The organism is Tetragenococcus halophilus, assembly GCF_001712815.1.
Classification (GTDB): Bacteria; Bacillota; Bacilli; order Lactobacillales; family Enterococcaceae; genus Tetragenococcus; species Tetragenococcus halophilus.
In genome coordinates this window covers 370,334-391,098 of record NZ_CP012047.1, presented here as the reverse complement: position 1 = coordinate 391,098, position 20,765 = coordinate 370,334, and the positions used below count along the sequence as shown (strand labels likewise).

Sequence of the window (20,765 nt, the reverse complement as noted above, 5' to 3'; positions counted from 1 at the left end):
TTCTAACACTGCTCCGTATAACTAACTAACTTTGATAGACCTTGATACAACCCATTTATCGGTTCAAATCCAAGTTCTCTTAATTTATCAATGTCTGCTACTGAAAGCCTTATATCTCCTTTACGTTCATCAAAGATTTTTATATGCAATTTTGTATTAAAGATCTTAGAAAGTTCACTAATGACTTGGTTCAAACTCGTTTGATGGCTAGTTCCTATATTGTATACTTCGCCTAAAGTTTTTGGTGAATTTATAATGTAAGATAGTGCTCTAATTACATCTTTTACATAAACAAAATCTCTTGTTTGTTTACCATCACCATATAAGTTAAAGGAAACTTCTTCTCCCCTCTGATACCTAGAAAAACGATCTAACAGAATAGAAATCACTCCTGAATAAGGTGAATTAGGATTTTGATTTGGACCATACACATTGAAAAAACGAACTACAGTGGTTGGTGTACCATATAAATAATAATAATTTATAACGCTACGTTCAGCACTATACTTATCTACTGCATAAGGAGTCATGGGCTTAACCTTTGTAATTTCCTTTTTTGGTGTCTCCGTAATATCACCATATACCGCAGCTGATGACGGAAAAATGAACCGTTTTAAGTTAGGCTGGAACTTTTTACATAGTTCAAGCAAATACAAAACACTACTAAAGTTTATCTCATGGGTTTCAACAGGAGAATTTACTGTCTCAGCAACACTTGCAATAGCCGCAAAATGGAAAATATAATCAAAAGTTTCGTTCATCAATAAACCATTCATTAATTCTTTATCTGTAACAGACCCTTCAATAAAATGCACAGCTTTCGAATAAACAATATTGTCCTTTTTACCCATAGATAAATCGTCTACTATAGTAACCGTATGGCCTTCTTCTACTAAAACATTGACTAAATTAGAACCGATAAAACCTGCACCACCTGTAATTAGAAACCTTTCCTTCCTTGTACTTTTAACAACACTTTCCATTTATTACCCCTCGCTTTTCTTAAAAACAAAATATAAATTGTTATCAATATACTCAAAAATAACGATACTAAAGTATAGTTCTTAAGTAGTACCGTGATACGATATTATATAAGGTTAAAATCACAAAAATAACAACTCCCTAAAACAAACCAAACTTTTTCTTTTTCACTTTTTCTGGAGACGGATAACTCACCTCATCTCCATTAATTATATCTTTAGCTACTTGTTGCATTAGCTCTGCTTTTTCATTTTCCATTAACTCGTAGGCTTCTTTCAGATGGAACCTACGTTTATTCACTCCGTGCGCATCCGAAGCTACCATCTGGACTAAGTGATGATCTACCATTTCTTGCGCTGTTTTTTGAATAGATTTGCCAAAGGTACCTACCAAACTGGGAGCCGTTAACTGGGCCAGACAACCCATTTCTAAATAAGGAAGTAAACGATTGGGATCTTCCCTGAATTTAGCATTACGTTCAGGATGGACAATTACTGGCACTTTGTTTTGTGTCCTTAATTCAAAAAAGAGCTCTTCCGTGTATGCTGGAATATCCATTGTAGGTAACTCAATTAATAGATATGTATTCGATAAATCAGTAAAAAGAATACGGTCATCCTTGATTTCCTGCAACAAATCACCTGTAATGCGAACTTCTTGTCCTTCAAATAAGGTCAAATCAATCTGTTGCTTATCTAATTCTGCTTGCAACAAAGCGACGGCTGGTATTACCGTCGCTTTTGAATTTTCGTAACGTCCATTATTATGATGAGGCGTACATAAAATATGGGTAATTCCTTGAGTGACAGCTTCTTTCGCCATCGCTAAACTAGTTTCCATATTACCTGCACCATCATCCACATTGGGTAAAATATGACAATGTAGATCAATCATAGCCATCGTTCCTTCCTGCTAATCCGAATAATAATAGTAGGCTTTATCTTTCCCTTGTTCGCTACCGTTATAAATTACCCCAAGGACGCGGGCTTGCACTAAATCTAATAGCTCTTTCGCTTTACTTAAGGCATCCTTACGTGTCCAGTTTTCCCGCACGACAAGTAACGTCCCATCTGCTTTAGAAGACATAATTTGCGCGTCCGTTACCGCAACAACCGGAGGCATATCAAAAATTACTATATCAAAAATATTACGTGCTTCTTCCATAATCTGGTTCATTTTGGCAGAACCTAATAGTTCGGAAGGATTGGGTGGCTTAGGACCGCTTGTTAGTATAAACAAATTTTCCACTACCGTCTTTTGCACTGTTTCCTCCATTTTTACTCCGCTACTTAATAACGTACTTAAGCCAGCTTCATTACTTACTTGAAAGGTTTTGTGGATCGTCGGTTTCCGTAAGTCAGCATCCACAAGAAGTGTTTTCTGACCAGCTTGAGCAAACACAGCAGCTAAATTGGCCGAGGACAATGATTTTCCTTCTCTAGGGCCAGAAGAAGTCACGACAATTGTTTTTAGTTGTTGGTCTGCCGAAGAAGCAAACTGAATATTGGTACGAATAGTGCGATACTGCTCAGCCACGGGAGAAGAAGGATCAATCAATGAGACTAAGCTAACCGCATGTGTTTGTGTGCCTTTGCGTTCATTTTTTCTTTTCATCTCATTTCCCTCCTATACACGCGTACGGCTGCGACGACCCACGTCGTCTCCGTCATTTCCTTGGTCATTATCATCATTATTTTGTCTCGCCTTTGTGAGCTTTTTAGTGGTTTCCTCGATTTCTTTTTGGCTCATCTTCGGCACTGTACCCAGCACTGTCATACCTAAAGTGTCTGTAATATAGCGACTATCTTTCACTGTACGGTCGAGTACTTCCATTAAGAAGGACAACCCAATCCCCACTAACAGACCTAAGATAAGACCAATCGCTAGATTCAGCATATTATTAGGTGACGCTGGTTTGGCACTTGCGGAAGCTCGAGAGACGATGGTAATTTTATCAACATTGGTTAACACATCTTGGACCGTATCTTGGAAGACCTCAGCGGCTGTATTGGCAATATGTTCGGCATCCGCTGCGCTTTCACCCGTAGCCACAATAGAAAACATTTGCGACTCTTCGGATTGTTCGACTTCCATACTGTCTTTAATCTCACGAATTGTCATATCCAAACCGTAGTCAGAAGCCAGACGATCTTGCATACTAGCTGCCAAAGCGTCCCCTTCTTCAATAATATCTTTATAGGTATTTAACATCTGTAAGTTGTAGTTTACTGTATTTAGACTCTCATCCGAATTTTCATCTTGGGGCAAAGCTACAATCATTTGTGCTCTTGAGTTATACTGCGGTGTCATGATAAAAAATGTAACCACAGCAGCTAAGGCCAAACCAGCAAACAAGCTAGTTAAAATGGTGGTCCAATATTTTTTTAATACGTCGAAAATTTCACTTAAACTAATCGTCTCTTCCATTTTTTCTCCACTTTCTATTGGTCTAGTTGTTCCTGTAAGTTTTCTTGCACTTCTTTTAATTCATTTTCATCGACTCGCTGATAAGAAACGCCGTCTTGGTTGAAGCCTTCTCCTTGTAATTGCAATTGGTCAATATTTGAAAAGGCTCCGCGGTAATCAAGGGCAATACTTCTCATATCGCCAAAACTTAAGTCGGTTTTCATATTGTCTTCCATCGCATCTAAAATACTGCGGTATTGCGTCGCTCCGGAAAGCGAAAGAGATTTATCAATAACAGCTTCAACTACTTTACGTTGCCGTTTCTGTCGTCCGTAGTCTCCTTCAGGATCTTCATGACGCATACGCAAGTACCCTAAGGCTTCTTCACCATTCATATGAATTTTTCCGAAATTATAAGTATGACCATCTTGCTCAAAGGCTAAATCATTATTGACGTCAACGCCATCGACTGCGTCCACCAATTCTTTAATTCCTTCCATATTGATGGAAACATAATGATCGATTGGAATATCTAAGAACTCACTGACAGTATCCATCGACATGGGTGCTCCACCAAAACCATACGCATGATTGATTTTATCTTGAGTATCATGTCCGACAATATCAACATAAGTATCTCTAGGAATACTTACTAGCGTCGATTTATTTTCTTGTGGATCGACGGTTGCGACCATCATGGTATCAGAACGTCCTTGTTCAGTTCGTCCTAAATCACCCGTATCGATTCCCAAGAGCAAAACGCTGAACGGTTCTTCATCGCTGAAGTTCACATCTCGTCCATTGTCTCGATCGACTGACTCATAGGTCCGATCCACTGAACCTGAAACATCAAAATAAAGCTTGGTTACGGCTCCAACAATTGCTAAAACTAAAATAAGTAACACAATGAGTACTATGCGAAGAACTTTTTTTCCGCCGCTTGTTTTTTTGTGGCTTCTTCTTGCCATATTCTTTTCCTCCGTTTAAGTGAAACATTTTTAATAAGTTTCTGTACTTTCCGCTGCAGCCGCCTCTGTAGATACCCCAAATCGTTGTCCTAATTCGTCTGCTGCTTGTTCAAATTCTTCTTGTTGTCCTGAGTTACGAACTTCTTCAATCTGAGCAGCCAAGTTAGCATACTGCTCATAAGTAATTTCTTGCTCTTTAGCATCATTTAGCTTCTTTTGAATTTCTTCTATATTTTGCAACTGCTCACTTGCACTTTGGGCATAAGACTTAGCTAATTCCAGCCATTGATCTTCTGAAAAGAAACTAAAATTTTCACTAACTTCATCGATAGCTTCTTGTTGCAAACCCTCTTTAATGACGACATCTTCTGTAAGTTCTTGCCAATTAGGTGTCTTTTCATCAAAAAAAGCATCGATTTGCTCTTGCATATGTAACTTATCATTTGCCTCTGTTAAACGATTGCTAAGGTCTTCTTTTTCCGTAGCGACTTCTTCCAAATCTTCAGGCATCGAATCTTCTTCAATTTGAAAATCTTCAGCTGAAACTTGAATTCGATTCACTTCACTTTGTAGAGAAGATACCTCTGACACACTAGCTTTCTCATCTAATAGCTCCGGCTCATCTTCTTGATAGAGCTCTTCGGTTTGTTGCGCGAACTCTTGAATTTCATTTTTTGCTTGCGACCCTGCTTCACTCGCATAAGCCACACGTTCTTGATATTGTCTTTGGTTTGTTACATAGTAACCTCCCACACAAATCCCCAGTGCAAGAATTGCTGTTACGTATACACCGGCATGTTTAAACAATGGCTTTTCCATTAAGAAATAAACACTCCTTTTTCACAGAAATTTCAAATTTCAGTTACAACATTATTAGTGTATCTAAAACAAGACCAAATAAAAAGGGTTATTAAAAAAAATTTCTTTTATACCAACTTTGTGAATGATAAAAAAAACACTACCTTATTTTAAAAAGATTAGAAATTTTTATTTAATAACGCTTACAAACAAATCTTATTATTGTTTTATATTTTTATTTTTCTGAGAAGTATACATAAGATTATGACTAATGTTTTTTTATCATAGAAACTATCATACTTCTTTTTAGTAATTTTTTTTGTATTAGTTGTAAGTAAGATTTTTAGTTCAATTAGAAAGTTTAAACATTCGAGCTTGCTGTTGTGTTTCTCTAAAAAAATAACATCAAAAAAGGTCAATTTTTTTTATAAAAAAACAAGCAGCAAGAACATTTTTCACCTGTTCCTACTGCTTGTTTCATTTTGCTAGTTAAGTAAATTGAAATTTATACAACAATTTGTTTTTCTTCACTTAAAGACATAAGCACAGCTTACAAAGTCACTTTTTCATCATTTTTAGTTTTAAACTCAATAGAAGTTTGTATACTATTTAAAAGCTGCGTTACCAACGCGAAAGATGGATTCATATCAGCATTTTCTATTTTTGAGATCGTTACACGATTAATGCCTGATAACTCTGCCAATTCACTCTGTGTTAATCCATTTCTTTTACGAACTTGTCGAACAGTTTGTGCCAACTGGTATATTGTATCTTCAACTTGTATTGCTTGCTTAAAATCTGGATCATTTTGCGAATAATCAGCAATATATTGATCAACTTTACTCAACTTTCTCATCCCCTTTTTGGTTTATTTGCAAAAAATGAACGTTTTCTATTTTTGGCTAGCATCCCTTATTTCTCTCGTTATTGTAGCCTATAAGCTACAAATCGTCAATTTTGCATTTTATACCATTAATAAACTCATTATAACAACCATTTCATTTATAAAATAATTGAGGCAGCGTATGAAAAATATTCATCAATTCAAAAACAGCTTTTGAAAGTTCCCTTCCTCAATTGCTGATTTCTCTAGAAAAACATGAAATCATATTTCTTCATAAAATCATTCAAAGACTTCTTCTTCCAACACTTCCACCGGATCCAGCAGCTGCTCTTTTTCTAAATTTTGCGAACGATTGACTTCAAAATGTAAATGTGGCCCTGTGCTATGTCCGGTGGAGCCAACGCTAGCGATTTTTTCTCCTTGTTCGACAAGTTGCCCTACTTCGACATTTATTTTCTCACAATGGGCATAAAGCGTAGTTAAGCCGTCAGAATGCTGAACTGTAACGTAATTTCCCCAGGATGGATGAAATGCAGCACGTGTCACTTTTCCTTCTCTGCTTGCTTTGATTTTTGTTCCCTGGGGTGCAGCTAGGTCAACACCTCTGTGAAAACTATCATTACGTTTGCCGTATTTTGAAGTCAATTTAAAAGCATCGAGTGGTCGGATATAGTCAGCTTTTTCAGAAACTAAAGTCTGTTTATGGTCATAACGTGTGAGCTCATAGTCTTCGATCAGCTGATTTAACTTCTCATGATATTTATGGTCAGTCGCATAGCGACCTGTTAAAAATCGTGTTGCCACACGGTAATTTTCTGCGTTTGTCTTCCAACTTCCTTGGTAAAAATTTTTATCGCCAATAATGCCATTTTTGATGAGTTTTACATAATCACCTAAAGAATCTTCGTAGTTATTATACTTTTTAAATGTCGTCTGTGTTGTATACATTTTCCCCTGGCTATCTTCTTCTAAAGTTTTGAAAGAAGCGCCTTGTCCTTTGACCCCAAATAAATTATAATAAGGTGCTTGACTCAGCTGGCTTTGCCCGCTATTTGATTCTAGAATGGCTTGAGCTAGCATAACTGAAGCGTATAAATCTTCTTCTTGCGCAATTTCTCTGGCCTCTTCTCCTAAAGAAGTGATCAGTTGCCAAGTCGTTTGATCTCCTTTTTCTTTTTGATTTTTTGTTGCTGGTTGGCTCATTTTTTCTACGCTAGTTTCTTTAAACGAATCAGCCATAACCCTAGTTGTGCCTGTTGAAAATTGCAATAATGCCAATAAACAACAACTCCATTTGATTGTTTTTTTCATAAATTCATCCTCCATCATTTTTTGCTTTCTTTAATAAAGTACGCAAAAGATGCGATTTACTTTTTTGCGGCAAATTTTTGATGAAGTAAGAGTATTTATATTAAAAACATGGAGAAAGAATCCGCTTTTCATTCTCTGTGTTAGACTATTTGATAAACTATTCTCGATTTTAAATGGCTATTGTTTGAGAATTTCTTTGTTTTTTCCTATAATGATAATGTTTAACTACTTTAAGGAGGAGCTTGGTACATGGAACAGAAAAAAACGAATCGTTTAATCCAGTTTTTAGGAGGAAAAACTTCCTATTATATCCTTGGATTAATTATCTTAAGTGCTATCGCTATTTTTCTTGTAAATAAGGTTTCATTTATTTTTGTACCTTTTATTACGATTTTACTCACCTTTCTACCCCCAATAATTTTTGCTATTGTTATTTATTATATATTTAAGCCTTTTGTTAGTTGGGTAGAAAAGAAGATGTCACGGACCTGGGCGGTTACTTTGATTTATGTCCTGGCTATTTTATTAATTGGTGTGTTAGGATTTTTCGGGGTTCGTTCGCTGGTACGCGAAGGTCAAGAGTTAGTGCAGCAATTTCCTTCCATGTTGGATAGCGTGCAAGAAAATTTCCGATCCATTGTCGGACAGTTACCTTTCCAAGATCAATTAGATGATTTAGCCAACTCTGCTAATGATTTAATTAAAAACACGCTATCTGCTTTGGGAGATAATTGGCAAGAAGGTTTATCCGGTTTAGGTAGTGTCTTTTCAGCCGTTTCCGCAACTGCTATGACCTTATTTATCGGTCCAGTGTTGGCTTTCTTTCTATTAAAAGATACGGAAAGATTTTCCCAATCCGTCCTAAAAATTGTGCCACCCAACTTCCGGGATGACTTCACCATGTTAGTCAAAAAAAGTGATGAACAACTCAGTGCTTACTTAAAAGGACAGCTTGTTTCCAGCGCTGTTTTAGGGATCATGTATTGGGTAACATTCTTATTAATCGGCTTAAATTACGCTACCGTGATGGCCTTTTTAGTAGGGATTTTAAGCATTGTTCCATATGTCGGCTCAGTGATTTCCTTCTTCCCTGGTTTGATTATCGCTTTTCAACAATCACTTTTAGAAGCCGTCATCTTTGTGATCGCTTGGTTTGTGATTCAAGCACTCCATGGCAATCTTGTGATGCCGCGCGTGATGGGCGATAAATTGCAACTACATTTTCTTACAATTTTGTTAGTTGTACTGGTTATGGGAGACTTGCTCGGTTTTGTCGGTGTCTTGTTCGGGATTCCGATTTACAGTCTACTTAAAATCGGTGTACAATATCTTTTTGATCGCTTTAAGAAAAGATATAATCGTTTCTTTAGTGAAGATAACGGGAGATATGAAACACAAAAAGATAGACAAAGTGAATAATCTTTTAGAAAGTCAATTGGCTTTTTTCTATCACTTTTAATACCTGAGAATAACGAAAAAAGCTCTATGAAGATGTTGATTCAGTGCATCTTTATAGAGCTTTAGTTATATAAAACGAGAATGAGTTGTCATATTTTCTAAAACTTTATGCATTGATTAAATTTATAACAAATTCTTTTAACACTCCTTTGTCTTTTTCATCCGCTTTATTGTCAATTTTTACTACATCAGCTCCTTTTTTCGCTCCTGCTTGCTTGAAATCTTCATCGAATGTATCGGCAGCAAAACAATAGGTAGCAAAATGATATTCTTTATCCCCGCTACCCACTACACCATAAATTTTTCCTTGCAAATCTTGTTCTCTTAAATTTTCTTTGAAGTAAACAAAGTTATCCGGGACTTTACCATTATTGTAAGTATAGGTCGCGATAACACAAATATCGGCGTCGGTAAAAGCTTCTTCGTCTGCGTCATCCGCGTCATCAGCCTCCATGCGTGTGACTTCTACCCCCTGTTGCTGGAATTCTTCTTCTAAAATTTCCGATATTTCTTCTGTATTTCCCGTCATGGTAGCGTATACAATTTTAGCTAACACGTTAATCTCTTCCTTTCTAAAGTTAATTTTAACAAGTTTATTATATCACAATATAAAAGAAACTTTTAGAAAAAGCATGTTGTGTTTTTTTAATTAGCTTGCCAAAGTAAATTTTTTATTTCACAATAGATATAGAGATAAATTGAAGGAGGAAAAATAAATGGCAGATGTAAAAAAAGAAGCGCTGAAAATTAGCCAAGAAAAAGGTGGGAAGCTTGAAATAAAATCTAAAGTTCCGGTACAAAGCCGAGAAGATTTAGCGATTGCTTACACACCAGGAGTTGCTGAAGTCAGTAGTACGATTGCCAAAAATGAAAATGCAGTTTATGACTATACTTCCAAGAAAAATATGGTCGCAGTGGTTACGGATGGTTCTGCAGTGTTGGGTTTAGGCAATATTGGTCCGGAAGCTGCTTTGCCGGTTATGGAAGGTAAAGCGATTTTGTTTAAGGAATTTGCGGATATTGATGCGATTCCTATTTGTTTAGACACTCAGGATACCGAAGCAATTATTTCTCATATCAAAGCAATAGCGCCTACTTTTGGTGGCATTAATTTAGAAGATATCGCGGCGCCACGTTGTTTTGAAATTGAAAGTCGCTTGAAAGAGGAATTGGATATCCCTGTTTTTCATGACGATCAACATGGAACAGCTATTGTTGTTTTAGCTGCTTTATTTAATGCGCTAAAACTAACGAAAAAAGATCTTAGTGAAGTAGAAATTGTGGTTAATGGCGGTGGTGCGGCTGGTATTGCGATTACGAAAAAATTGTTAGCTGCTGGTGCTAAAGATGTTTTATTAGTAGATAAAACGGGAATCATTTCATCCGACGCTTCTGATTTAGCAGAGCGTCATCGAGAAATTGCTCAGGTCACTAATTTATCTCATAAAAAAGGAGATTTGCACGAAGCGTTGAAGGGTGCGGATGTTTTCATTGGTGTTTCGGCGCCTAATGTTTTAGATCCAGAATGGATTCAAGATATGAATGAAAAACCGATTCTTTTTCCTATGGCTAATCCAACACCTGAAGTGATGCCAGATGCCGCTAAAGAACATGGGGCATTTATTACCGGAACTGGGCGGTCTGATTTTTCTAACCAAATCAACAACGTTCTAGCTTTTCCTGGAATTTTCCGTGGTGCTTTAGATTCCCGTTCTAGTGACATTACTGATGAGATGCAAATCGCCGCTGCTAAAGGAATAGCAGCTGTGATTCCTGAAGATGAATTGAGTACTGATTACATTATACCTGATGTTTTTCATCCCGATGTTGTAGATATTGTTGCCAAAAGTGTTTCGGATAGCGCAACAAAATAAAAAAGGATCGCCGTTGATTTAGCGGCAATCTCCTTAACTTCCCCAATCATTGGGGGACCAAAGCGTACCGTCCAATTGTCCTTGAATTTGTTCGGTACGTTTTTCTTGTTCTAAGAGTAAATCTTTTATCCCCATTAATAAGGCTTTTTGTTTATAGTCGTGGCTATCTTTTATTAATTGGTCCAGCTGGTCTAATGACCATTGAATATTTTCTTCCATTATAAAGACTCTCCTGCTTGTTCCAAATACATCTGGATTTCATCCAATTCCATGCGATTATCTTCGATCAATTCTTTGATCTGATCTAAAATGAATTGGCTGCCATCGGGTAAAAATTTCTCATCCATATCATCAAGTTGTTGTAAGAACCAACTTTCTTTTGCTCGTAGGGTATCAAAGTTTTCAATCATCAGATACTGTTGATAGGCGATTAACATCCGCATTTTTTCGCTTTCTTCCATATAGTGGAATTGAAAAATGAGAAAAGGTTTTAAAAAGTTCATCTGTGTTTTTTTAGCCATCGCTTGATAAGGGGTGGTTAAAGCACTAAGTGTATAACCTTCATTACCACTGACCTGGTATTCTTTTTCGGGCATACCAATGACCAAAACTAATCCTAGTTCTTTATCTTTTAATTTGTTTCCGCCAAAGCCGTATGCAAAATTTTCAGTTAAGACTTCATCTTGCCAATGCTTTAGCATAGGCGGCGAAGAATACCAGTACAATGGAAATTGGAAAATAATCCGATCGTGTTGTTGTAAGAGTTGCTGTTCTTGTTCGATATCAATCTTACCCTCTGGATAAGTTGATTCCAGATGATGAAAAGTAATGTCTGAAGAATTTGGCAAAGCTTCTTTTAAATATTGCTGGCTGCCAGATTCATCAATTTCCGGATGAGATACGATAATAAGCGTCTTCATAACGTCCAAACGCCTCCTTGTCGTAAACATTATAACAGCTCACCCATCTTCCGTCAGTTGAACAGCTTGTTTATTTTCTAAAAGCTGAACGAATAGCTCCTATCATCGTACCTTTTCTTCTAGCTTGTTTTTTGCGTTGTTGTTTTGTCAGTTTTTTCTTCGATTGTGATTTTTGTCCGGTGCGCAGTCTCTTTGAAGCTTGCGCCCAGTTTTTAGTGGCTCGTCTTCTTCCTATCATTTCTGTCACCTCTTTTATTGTAAGCTAACAAGTCTAGCTAGAGCTGTCAATTTTTTGATTTTTGCTTATTGAGTAGTGAAACACAGATCGTTTACTCAACATTTTCTTATTAAGTAACGCTTTAGCTTTTCTTTACTCGTTTTGTAAATATTGAGCAAGCTTTTCCATCTCCCTTACTCAACTTTCTCCGTTTCGCTTCGTTTTATCTACTTTCTTAAATTTTTTGAGCTTTTTTGAGTAATGAAACGCAAATCGTTTACTCAACATTTTTTTATTGAGTAACGCTTTAGCCTTTCTTTACTCGTTTTGTAAATATTGAGTAAGCTTTTCCTTTTCCCTTATTCAATTTTTTAAAATTGGAGTGCTCCAGTCTATTCTTTTTTCTAGTTTTTTAAAGTATCTTATTTGGTCTTCAAACCAATAATCAAATATTATTCCTTTGTTCTGATGGCCAAACTTCTTCTTAGGCGTACTTTTAATTGAAACAAAATGTCTTTTAAGTATATACTTCAAATAATGTTCATCCACCTGCTCGCCAAAAAATTCCTTTAGCTTTTTTAGCTTTAAATCTTGATCATGGAAAATAACGCCGAATTCGCAGATTGTGCGAGTATAAGCTGTTTCTTTGGGTTCAACATAACCGCAATCGCATCTAACTGTATGTCTTTTATCCACCACTTTAAGCTGATGGCAGCGAGAGCAACGAATTCCTTTTTGTAATTGCTTTTCTTCTTCGATCGATAAAGTACGTTGGCTACGATAGTTGTCTATCCGATACTGAAATAATACTGATTGACAATCATAGTAATATTCGTTGGCTGTTTGTTGATTTAACCCTAATAGCCAGGCAGGAATTTCATTAAATGATAATACAGTTTCTGGGATTTGATCTTTTATTTGGATACTTGATTTTGGGTTCAAAAAAGCTAGTACGCCTTTTACCTCCAAATCGATTTGCTGTTCTCTAAAAATATTGACGATTACCCGCATAGCTTTTCTTAATTGTTCCAAGATATTTGTAGTTAAAAACTTTCCGCCACATATCCAGCTATTATTTTGTAAGATATAGTTGCCTTGATAAAATTTCACGTCAATGACATAGATAGTGTTTCCAATAATCAACAATTTATCAATTTGGACAACTGTATTTTGGTATCGTAGTGTAATGTCATCTATGACAAGTACCTTTCCTGATAAAAACATTTCGGCAAGTTGGTCCATTTGCTGTTCTCCTAGAAATCCTTTTTGCGACCTTTGTAAAGCTCGTCGCTGTTCTTCAGTCAATTGTTTTCGTTGACTGACCGTTTCTAGCCATTGTAATTCGTGTGACTCTTTTCTCATTTTGCGCCTCCTATTAAAACTCATTTATTAATAAGTACGCAAAAATAGCGTGAGAAATTTTTTTACATAAAAAAATCGTCTTGGCAAAAAACTGCTCAAGACGATTTTACTATCTATCTTCTACCTAAGAAAAATGATACGACAGCCACGACAATGATCGCGCCAATAATAGAAGGAATGACTGCCATTCCACCAATTGCAGGACCCCAGCTTCCAAAAAGCGCTTGTCCAAGTGAGGAACCAACAAGGCCTGCAATCACATTAAAGATAATGCCCATTGATTCACCTTTGTTAGCGATAGCACCAGCGATCGCGCCGATCACACCGCCAACAATGATTGTCCATAACCAACCCATAGTAAATCTCTCCTTTCCGTTTTATTTTTTAATCAAATCGATTAAAACATCAAAACTATGCGAGAAATCAAGTGTATCTGAATGCTCGTATTTTTTCAAATCATTCCCCTTGGCTGCTAATTTTTTCGGATCTTTTTCTGTCGTGTACTGAATGTAATCCAAATCTTGCAACCAATCATAGTAAAAAGCACTTGCTTTGCCGTAATTGTTATCAAATACAAGACATGGGGTTTGAGTAATCGCCGAAAAAATCATGCCATGCAAACGATCCGTTACTACCACTTCTTTGGCTTTGATCTGTTCTAATTTAAGTGACAATAACCAATGACGTTCGGATATTCTTACAATATCAAGCGAAGGATTATTTTTCGATTTTACATCATAAGCTTTATAGGAAAGCACGGTATCTGTTGCTTCTACTTTATCCCCAATGCTTTTTAAATTAGCAGTTAACTGCTCTATCAGCTCATCTGATGTAACTTTTTCCGCGTCTTCTCGCATGATAAACAGTACACCATCTCGCTTAGTTTCAGAAAGTTTTTCTTGTAATAGTAAAACCATATCTGTCGTAAGAATAGCCTCTGCTTCAAAATGATTTTGGAAATAACTTAGCGTTTGCGTATCTCTTGCAACTAGGGTTAAATTCGAATTTTTATTATAAGCTTCCTGACTTTTGCGCAGTTCTGCTTGTCCTTCTTCTGTTTCTTCAAAATAGACAGACTGCGGAAAAGAGATCGTCTTATTGTTAACAAAAGTAGAAAAGACTTTGCGACGAACAATTTCATGCGTAATGTCCAAATTGCCAATATTTCCCCCGCCAACGTAACCAATCATATCATCAGAACGCAGCAGTGGTAATAATTCTTCAATCGCCTGTTCTGTCTGCGGTTCGGTAATCTCAATATAGGTAATTTCTGGAAAGTTTTCAGCAAAGAATCGCTTCTGTGCTTCACTAATCGCTAAATCGCCTAAATTATTGTAAATAGGTGTGCCAAACATATAAAAGCGTTGTCGATCTTCTGGTAATTGTTTAATAAGCTCGGTTAAAGAAAGTTGTTCTATGGTATAAGCAAAATTTAAATTCGTTATTTCTGCTAAGGTGTTTGCTGTCATACTAAGATCTTCCCTTCTTTGAAGGTAACTGTCCGCAGACAAGTCAACATCAACAACTTTTTATTTTTTGATCAAATCGATTAATTCGTCATAACTATGTGTAAAGTCATGATAATTTGAATGTTCATAACCTTTTAATTCTTCAATCATCGGTGCTAATTTATCCGGATCATTTTCAGTTGTGTGCTTTATATAATCCAAATCTTCGAACCAGTTATAATAAGAAGCGCTCGCTTTACCATAACTGTTATCAAATACCAAGCAAGGCGTTTTGGTTAATACACAAAAGATCATGCCATGCAAACGGTCGGTTACTACAGCTTCACTGGCTTTAATTTCTTCTAATTTACGCTCGATCAACCAGCCACGTTCTGAAATGCGTACTTCATCTAAGTCGGGTGCAGTGTCCGCATTACTATCGGAAGCTTTAAAGGGTAAAACGGTGTCCGTTTGTGCCACTTCATCGCCAACATTATTTAGTTTATAGCTTAATTGTTCTAGCAATTTTTCATTTACCACTTTTTCCGAATCTTGCCGCATGATAAACAATACCCCCTCACGTTTAAATTCAGAAGGATCTGGTTTAAGTGAAGCAACAATATCTGAAGTATAAATCACATTGGCGTCAAAATTCTTTTTAAAATAATCCAACGATTGTGTTTCTCTAGCAACAATTGTCAAATTAGGATTTTTATTGTAAGCTTCTTGACTCTTCCTTAATTCTTCTTGCCCTTGTTCTGTGTCTTCAAAGTTCACAGATTGCGGGAAAGAAATGGTCTTATTATTTACAAAAGTAGAAAAGACTTTACGACGTGGTTCTTCATGGTCCAAATAGACATTGCCTATATTTCCACCACCGGTATAACCGATCATGTCACTATCACGTAACAATGGTTTTAATTCATTAATTGCTTAGTCTGTTTGTGTTTCTAAAATTTCGATATAAGTGATTTCAGGGAAAACTCTTTTGAAAAAAGCTTTTTCTGCATAAGCGACTGCTTGATCCCCTAAGTTATTATAATTTGGTATTCCGAACATATAAAAACGACGTGGTTCTTCTGGTAATCGTTTAATTAGCTCAGTTAAGGAGACTCGTCCTAACGTATAAGCAAAATTTAAATTATCAATATTCATTGCTCTTTTAATTGCCAATTAGATCTCTCCTTTTTTTACTTGACTACAATTAAAGGATAACTTTTATAAAAATATCTGTCCAACAAAAACCATCACGACAGAAAAGCTTAAAAAAATAGAGCAGGAAGCCTGCTCTATTAAAAGTTATTTTATTCTACCCAGCTGTCTACCTTATCACGATTTTCATCGATCCAATCACTAGCAGCATCTTCTGGGTCCGCACCATCTTCAATATCTAACATGATTGATTCCATGTCTGATGCTTCCCATTCAAAATTATCTAAGATTTGATAAGCTTCAGGCATGTCTTCTTCTAATCCTAAACGCGCTATAGTATCAATACTTTCAGCTTCACCCATGGTTCCTTTAGGGTCATCTAGATATTTCAAATCATAACGTTGGAATATCCAGTAGGGATTCCAACCGGTTACGACGATTTCGTCTTCTGAGCTAATCGCACGTTCTAATTGTGCGTTCATTGCTCCAGTTGATGAAATGGTTTGCTCCCAATCGGATAAATTAGGATAAGCCTCTAACGTTTCATCGGTTGCGGACACAATACCGGCACCTGGTTCAATCCCTGTGATTTTCTGATTCGCTTGGTCATCTAGATCTTCAATAGAATCCACGTCATCCATATAAGATGGTACAACCAGCCCCAACTTAGCTTCTTTATCAATATGTGGGCCTAAATCATCCACATCATCTTTAAACTCTTCATATTGTGCCTGGTGGGTAATCGGTAGCCAAGCTCCCGTGTTGGCATCTACTTGACCGTTAGCCACAGCTTGCCAAACCACCGGAATATCTAATGAAGTCATATTCACATTGTAACCTTGCTCTTCTAAAACCTGAGCCATCACATTGGTTGAAACCACTTGGTCATCTTGTTGGGCATAACCTAGAGTGATTGTTCCTCGATTAGAACCAGATGAAGCTTGATAAACGCCATAAACAGCAAAGAAAATAACGCCAATCGCTACAGCTCCGTTAATAGCCATCCTTTTCTTCTTAGAAAGTCTTTGACCTTGCTGAGAAGAAGGACGATTCATTGCTTGTGTGAAACGGTCCATAATAATCGCAAGAATTACAATACCAACACCGTAAACAAAACCATTTCCCACATCAGAACGTTGTACAGCTGCTAGAACTCCGACACCTAAACCTGGTGCTCCGATCATAGAAGCAATAACAACCATTGATAGAGCCAGCATAATTGTTTGGTTGATACCGGCAAAGATACTGCCTTTAGCTAAAGGCAAATCCAACTTAAATAATTTTTGCCAAGGTGTCCCCCCAAAAGAGTCTGAAGCTTCCACTAATTCAGTAGAAATTTGACGAATCCCTAGGTTGGTCATCCGTACAGTAGGCGGCAATGAGAAAATCACTGAAGCAAATACGCCAGGTACCATCCCTACACCAAAGAAAGCTACGGCTGGAATCAAATAAACAAAACCTGGCATAGTCTGCATAACGTCTAAAATCGGCTGAATAATGCTTTTGGCTACTTCGCTTTTAGACATCAAAATACCTAAAGGCACGCCAATAACAATCGCCACTAGACTTGAAATAATTACCAGCGTTACAGTATTGAGTAAATCTTGCCACATTTCTTGGTTGTAAATAAGTAATAACCCTAAAAAGACGATGATGGGAATCCACCACTTACGATGAAAAACAAAATAAGCTGTAATCGCTAGTAATACCATCAATAATAACGGTGGAACAGCTGACAATGTATTGGTCATAAAATCCATTACTGCTTGCCCTACTGTTTGAAGGAAGGAAAAAAGCCCTGATAAATGTTGTGTTAACCAGTCTACCCCGGCATCAATCCATTGGGCAAGTGGGATTTGTTGTTGTAAAAAATCAAACATCTATGTCCACTCCTTCGTCCTCCGTCGTTTCGTTCTCATTCGTTGTTTCTTCTTTATTTTCTTCTACTTCACCAGTATCAGCCATTGCACCGATCACACTACCACGGACCACAACGCCTACAACACGGTCCTCTTCGTCAACCACCGCTAGTGGTGCCGGTGAATTATAAATCATATCGAAAATATCTGTAACTAAGGTATCTTTCTGTATTTTTCGTACATTTTCTTCGACAACCTCTCTAAGAGGCTTCTCGTTTTTACGAGCGTCTAAAGCTTTTTCAGCAGTTAGACTCCCTTTTAAATGACGCTTTCTATCCACAGCTAGTAACATACTAACTTCTTCTTTACGCATACGTTGTAAGGCAACATTGGGCCCATCCGTTTCGACATTACTAATAAGCGCAGGTTCCATAATATTTTCTGCTGTTAAAACCTTCGAACGGTCGATATCTTCGGTAAATTCACGAACGAAATCATTGGCAGGATGGGTTAGAATTTCTTCACCGGTACCAATTTGCATAATTTTCCCGTCACGCATTAAAGCGATCCGATCACCAATCCGTAAAGCTTCATCCAAATCGTGAGTAATAAAGATAATTGTTTTTTGTACTCTTTCTTGTAAATCTAACAAATCATCTTGCATATCCCGACGAATCAAGGGGTCCAAAGCAGAGAAAGCTTCGTCCATTAACAAGACTTCTGGATCATTCGCTAAAGCACGTGCTAAACCAACCCGTTGCTGCATCCCACCAGATAATTGATTGGGGTATTGATCTTTTACCGAAAGCAAGCCGGAATTATCTAGCGCTTCTTCTGCTTTTTTCCGGCGTTCTTCCTTATCCACACCTCGTATTTCAAGTCCATACTCGGTATTTTGTTGAATCGTCCGTTGGGGGAAAAGACCAAAGTTTTGGAAAACCATGTTCATTTTGCTACGACGAACTTCACGTAAATCTTCTTTCGACATCTTAGATACTTCTTGATCATCGATATAAACTTCACCTGAAGTTGGTTCAATCAAACGGTTAATCAGACGAATCAAAGTCGATTTCCCACTTCCAGATAGCCCCATGATCACAAAGACTTCTCCATTTTCTACATTAAAACTAACGTCATGCACACCAACTGTAGCGCCCGTTTCTTTTAGGATCTCTTGTTTTGATTTTCCTTCTTTTACTAGATCGAGTGCTTGTTGGGTTCTTCGACCAAATACTTTAGTCAGATGTTCTACTCGAACTTTACTCAAAGTGATCACTCTTCCTTTCTATATTGAAAAATGGAATATTTGCCATCAATTAATTAAGTTCGAGTTTATCATACCATATTTTAAAATCTAGCCAAACGATAACGTTTGTTGTTCAAAATTATTCAACCCATTCTTCCACTTTTTCTGGATTGTTATCTATCCAATGTTGGGCAGCTTCTTCTGGAGCATCTCCTTCTTCCATTTCTAGCATCACGGATTCAATATCTTCAACTTCCCACTCAAAATTATCTAAAATTTGATAGGCTTCGGGCATGTCATCTTCTAGACCTAATCTTGCCAAGGTTACAATACTTTCAGCACCCCCCATGCCGCCTTCAGGATCTTCTAAAAATTTCACATCGTAACGTGAAAAAATCCAATGAGGGCTCCAAGCAGATACTACAACTTCTTCTTCTTGACTCATCGCTCTTTCAAGCTGAGTTGTCATTGCTCCAGCAGAAGAAGTAGCCAAATCCCAATCTGCCAAGTTAGGATAAGCCTCTAAAGTTGCTTTGGCCGCTGCGGTATTACCGGCACCTGGTTCCACGCCTGTAATAGTTTGATCCGCTTCATCTGTCAAGTCCTCAATAGAATCAACATCCATATACGAAGGAACCACAAGGCCATTTTGCGCTTGTTTATCTAAGCTGGGACCTAAATTATCCAGTTGGTCTCCTAACTGTTCATAATTGGCTTCATGCGTTGTCGGCAACCATGCGCCTAACATAGCATCTGCTTGACCATTGGCTACCGCTTCAAAAGTTACTGGAATATCTAAAGCTGTCATGGTCACATTGTAACCTTCTTCTTCTAAAACTTGTGCGGCTACAGTGGTTGATGCGACTTGGTCATCTTGTTCGGCATAAGTTAAGGTAATAGCTCCTTTATTTGAACTTCCCTGCGATACGCCTCCTATAATAACTAAAACAACAAGCACAGCTGCTGTCAGACCACCTATAAATACTTTTCTTTTCTTGGACATTACTTTGATTTCGTTCTGACTTTTTCCACGGTTTTTATTTAGACTTTGGGTGAAACGGTCCATCATAATCGCTAAAATCACTACAGCCACACCATAGATAAAGCCAGAACCAATTTGCGAGCGTTGTACAGCCGCTAATACTCCTTGACCTAAGCCAGGTGTTCCGATCATCGAAGCAATCACGACCATAGATAAAACCATCATCGTGGTCTGATTAATACCAGCAAAAATATTTCCTTTGGCTAGCGGAAGTTCGACTTTGCTTAATTTCTGCATCGCCGTGCCTCCCAAAGAATCAGAAGCTTCTTTTAATTCGGTATCCACTTGACGAATCCCTAAATTAGTCAGTCGCACTGTTGGCGGTAAAGCGAAAATAACCGAAGCCACTGTCCCAGGCACTATACCAATGCCAAAAAATGCAACTGCCGGAATTAAATAAACAAAACTAGGCATGGTCTGCATGACATCTAAGATGGGTTTAATCACCACTTGGGCTTTATCGCTTTTAGCCATTAATATTCCTACAGGAACACCGACTGCAATTGCGATAAAACTAGAAACAATAACTAGCGTCAATGTGTACATGAGATCATCCCACATGCCTTGGTTATAAATAAGAACAAGCCCCAACAAAACAAATACAGGCATTTGCCACTTTTTATTAAAGACAAAATAAGCTGCAAGGGTCACTAGTAAAATTAACAATATCGGAGGGATTGCCGCCAAAGTATTGGATAAGACGTCCATCACGCTCTGACCAATGGTTTGTAAAAGATTAAAAAAACCAGATAAATGTTCAGTCAACCAATCAACGATCGCATCTATTGCTTGAGCAATCGGGATTTTTTGTTGTAAAAAATCAGCCATGTGCAATCACTACTTCTATTCGGTTTTTATTCAATTTAGACACTCCTTATT

General features: G+C 37.3%; 22 protein-coding genes. 2 read left to right on the top strand and 20 right to left on the bottom strand.

What is annotated here, in order from left to right:
• Positions 1-2 precede the first annotated feature (2 nt).
• From AC806_RS01820 to AC806_RS01785, 8 genes are all read right to left on the bottom strand, one after another.
• Positions 3-983, bottom strand: coding sequence for an NAD-dependent epimerase/dehydratase family protein (locus AC806_RS01820; RefSeq protein WP_069028628.1), 981 nt, complete (start codon positions 981-983; stop codon positions 3-5).
• 139 nt (positions 984-1,122) lie between these two features.
• Positions 1,123-1,875 carry a tyrosine-protein phosphatase gene (locus AC806_RS01815; RefSeq protein ID WP_069029366.1) on the bottom strand — a complete coding sequence of 251 codons (753 nt, stop codon included), beginning with the start codon at positions 1,873-1,875 and terminating at the stop codon, positions 1,123-1,125.
• Between the two features lie 18 nt (positions 1,876-1,893).
• On the bottom strand, positions 1,894-2,595 hold the full coding sequence (locus AC806_RS01810; protein WP_069028627.1) for a CpsD/CapB family tyrosine-protein kinase: 702 nt from the start codon (positions 2,593-2,595) through the stop codon (positions 1,894-1,896).
• A gap of 12 nt (positions 2,596-2,607) precedes the next feature.
• On the bottom strand, positions 2,608-3,408 hold the full coding sequence (locus AC806_RS01805; protein ID WP_014123786.1) for a YveK family protein: 801 nt from the start codon (positions 3,406-3,408) through the stop codon (positions 2,608-2,610).
• Positions 3,409-3,422: 14 nt separating this feature from the next.
• The gene (locus AC806_RS01800) at positions 3,423-4,355 is read right to left on the bottom strand and encodes an LCP family glycopolymer transferase (protein WP_069028626.1); all 933 of its coding nucleotides are present in this window, start codon (positions 4,353-4,355) and stop codon (positions 3,423-3,425) included.
• Between the two features lie 30 nt (positions 4,356-4,385).
• Complete coding sequence (locus tag AC806_RS01795; protein WP_069028625.1) at positions 4,386-5,174, bottom strand: coiled-coil domain-containing protein; 789 nt, start codon at positions 5,172-5,174, stop codon at positions 4,386-4,388.
• A 529-nt stretch (positions 5,175-5,703) separates the two neighbouring features.
• Positions 5,704-6,000 carry a helix-turn-helix transcriptional regulator gene (locus AC806_RS01790; RefSeq protein WP_050989746.1) on the bottom strand — a complete coding sequence of 99 codons (297 nt, stop codon included), beginning with the start codon at positions 5,998-6,000 and terminating at the stop codon, positions 5,704-5,706.
• A gap of 276 nt (positions 6,001-6,276) precedes the next feature.
• Positions 6,277-7,308, bottom strand: coding sequence for a peptidoglycan DD-metalloendopeptidase family protein (locus tag AC806_RS01785; protein ID WP_069028624.1), 1,032 nt, complete (start codon positions 7,306-7,308; stop codon positions 6,277-6,279).
• A 249-nt stretch (positions 7,309-7,557) separates the two neighbouring features.
• Between AC806_RS01785 and AC806_RS01780 the strand changes: the two genes are divergently transcribed.
• The gene (locus AC806_RS01780; RefSeq protein ID WP_069028623.1) at positions 7,558-8,727 is read left to right on the top strand and encodes an AI-2E family transporter; all 1,170 of its coding nucleotides are present in this window, start codon (positions 7,558-7,560) and stop codon (positions 8,725-8,727) included.
• A gap of 145 nt (positions 8,728-8,872) precedes the next feature.
• On the opposite strand, the gene AC806_RS01775 is transcribed toward AC806_RS01780, so the two are convergent.
• Positions 8,873-9,322, bottom strand: a complete 450-nt coding sequence (locus AC806_RS01775) for a flavodoxin (protein WP_083207537.1) — start codon at positions 9,320-9,322, stop codon at positions 8,873-8,875.
• 160 nt (positions 9,323-9,482) lie between these two features.
• Between AC806_RS01775 and AC806_RS01770 the strand changes: the two genes are divergently transcribed.
• Complete coding sequence (locus tag AC806_RS01770; protein WP_069028622.1) at positions 9,483-10,640, top strand: NAD(P)-dependent malic enzyme; 1,158 nt, start codon at positions 9,483-9,485, stop codon at positions 10,638-10,640.
• Positions 10,641-10,673: 33 nt separating this feature from the next.
• Here the strand turns inward: AC806_RS01770 and AC806_RS01765 are convergent, their stop codons facing one another.
• The 11 genes from AC806_RS01765 to AC806_RS01725 all read right to left on the bottom strand — a co-directional run bounded on the left by AC806_RS01765 (position 10,674) and on the right by AC806_RS01725 (position 20,714).
• Positions 10,674-10,859, bottom strand: coding sequence for a hypothetical protein (locus tag AC806_RS01765; protein ID WP_014123778.1), 186 nt, complete (start codon positions 10,857-10,859; stop codon positions 10,674-10,676).
• Positions 10,859-11,560: an NAD(P)H-dependent oxidoreductase gene (locus AC806_RS01760; RefSeq protein WP_069028621.1), complete on the bottom strand. Its 702-nt coding sequence runs from the start codon at positions 11,558-11,560 to the stop codon at positions 10,859-10,861. Before AC806_RS01760 ends, AC806_RS01765 begins: the two co-directional genes overlap by 1 nt.
• Before the next feature lie 70 nt (positions 11,561-11,630).
• Entirely contained in the window at positions 11,631-11,798 is a 168-nt protein-coding gene (locus tag AC806_RS11980) for a hypothetical protein (protein ID WP_164966992.1), read from the bottom strand.
• Positions 11,799-12,140: 342 nt separating this feature from the next.
• The gene (locus AC806_RS01755) at positions 12,141-13,139 is read right to left on the bottom strand and encodes a nuclease-related domain-containing protein (RefSeq protein ID WP_069028620.1); all 999 of its coding nucleotides are present in this window, start codon (positions 13,137-13,139) and stop codon (positions 12,141-12,143) included.
• Between the two features lie 113 nt (positions 13,140-13,252).
• Positions 13,253-13,495: a GlsB/YeaQ/YmgE family stress response membrane protein gene (locus AC806_RS01750; RefSeq protein WP_014123770.1), complete on the bottom strand. Its 243-nt coding sequence runs from the start codon at positions 13,493-13,495 to the stop codon at positions 13,253-13,255.
• Between the two features lie 21 nt (positions 13,496-13,516).
• Positions 13,517-14,608, bottom strand: coding sequence for a polysaccharide pyruvyl transferase family protein (locus tag AC806_RS01745; protein ID WP_069028619.1), 1,092 nt, complete (start codon positions 14,606-14,608; stop codon positions 13,517-13,519).
• A 60-nt stretch (positions 14,609-14,668) separates the two neighbouring features.
• A complete protein-coding gene (locus tag AC806_RS01740) occupies positions 14,669-15,499 on the bottom strand; it encodes a polysaccharide pyruvyl transferase family protein (protein ID WP_231960504.1) in 831 nt (276 codons plus the stop codon).
• A gap of 21 nt (positions 15,500-15,520) precedes the next feature.
• Positions 15,521-15,760: a hypothetical protein gene (locus AC806_RS11615; protein ID WP_081497478.1), complete on the bottom strand. Its 240-nt coding sequence runs from the start codon at positions 15,758-15,760 to the stop codon at positions 15,521-15,523.
• Between the two features lie 131 nt (positions 15,761-15,891).
• Positions 15,892-17,619, bottom strand: a complete 1,728-nt coding sequence (locus tag AC806_RS01735; protein ID WP_069028618.1) for an ABC transporter permease/substrate binding protein — start codon at positions 17,617-17,619, stop codon at positions 15,892-15,894.
• Complete coding sequence (locus AC806_RS01730) at positions 17,612-18,865, bottom strand: quaternary amine ABC transporter ATP-binding protein (protein WP_041591751.1); 1,254 nt, start codon at positions 18,863-18,865, stop codon at positions 17,612-17,614. The genes AC806_RS01735 and AC806_RS01730 overlap by 8 nt, the downstream gene beginning before the upstream one ends.
• Before the next feature lie 118 nt (positions 18,866-18,983).
• On the bottom strand, positions 18,984-20,714 hold the full coding sequence (locus AC806_RS01725) for an ABC transporter permease/substrate binding protein (protein ID WP_069028617.1): 1,731 nt from the start codon (positions 20,712-20,714) through the stop codon (positions 18,984-18,986).
• Positions 20,715-20,765: the final 51 nt, after the last annotated feature.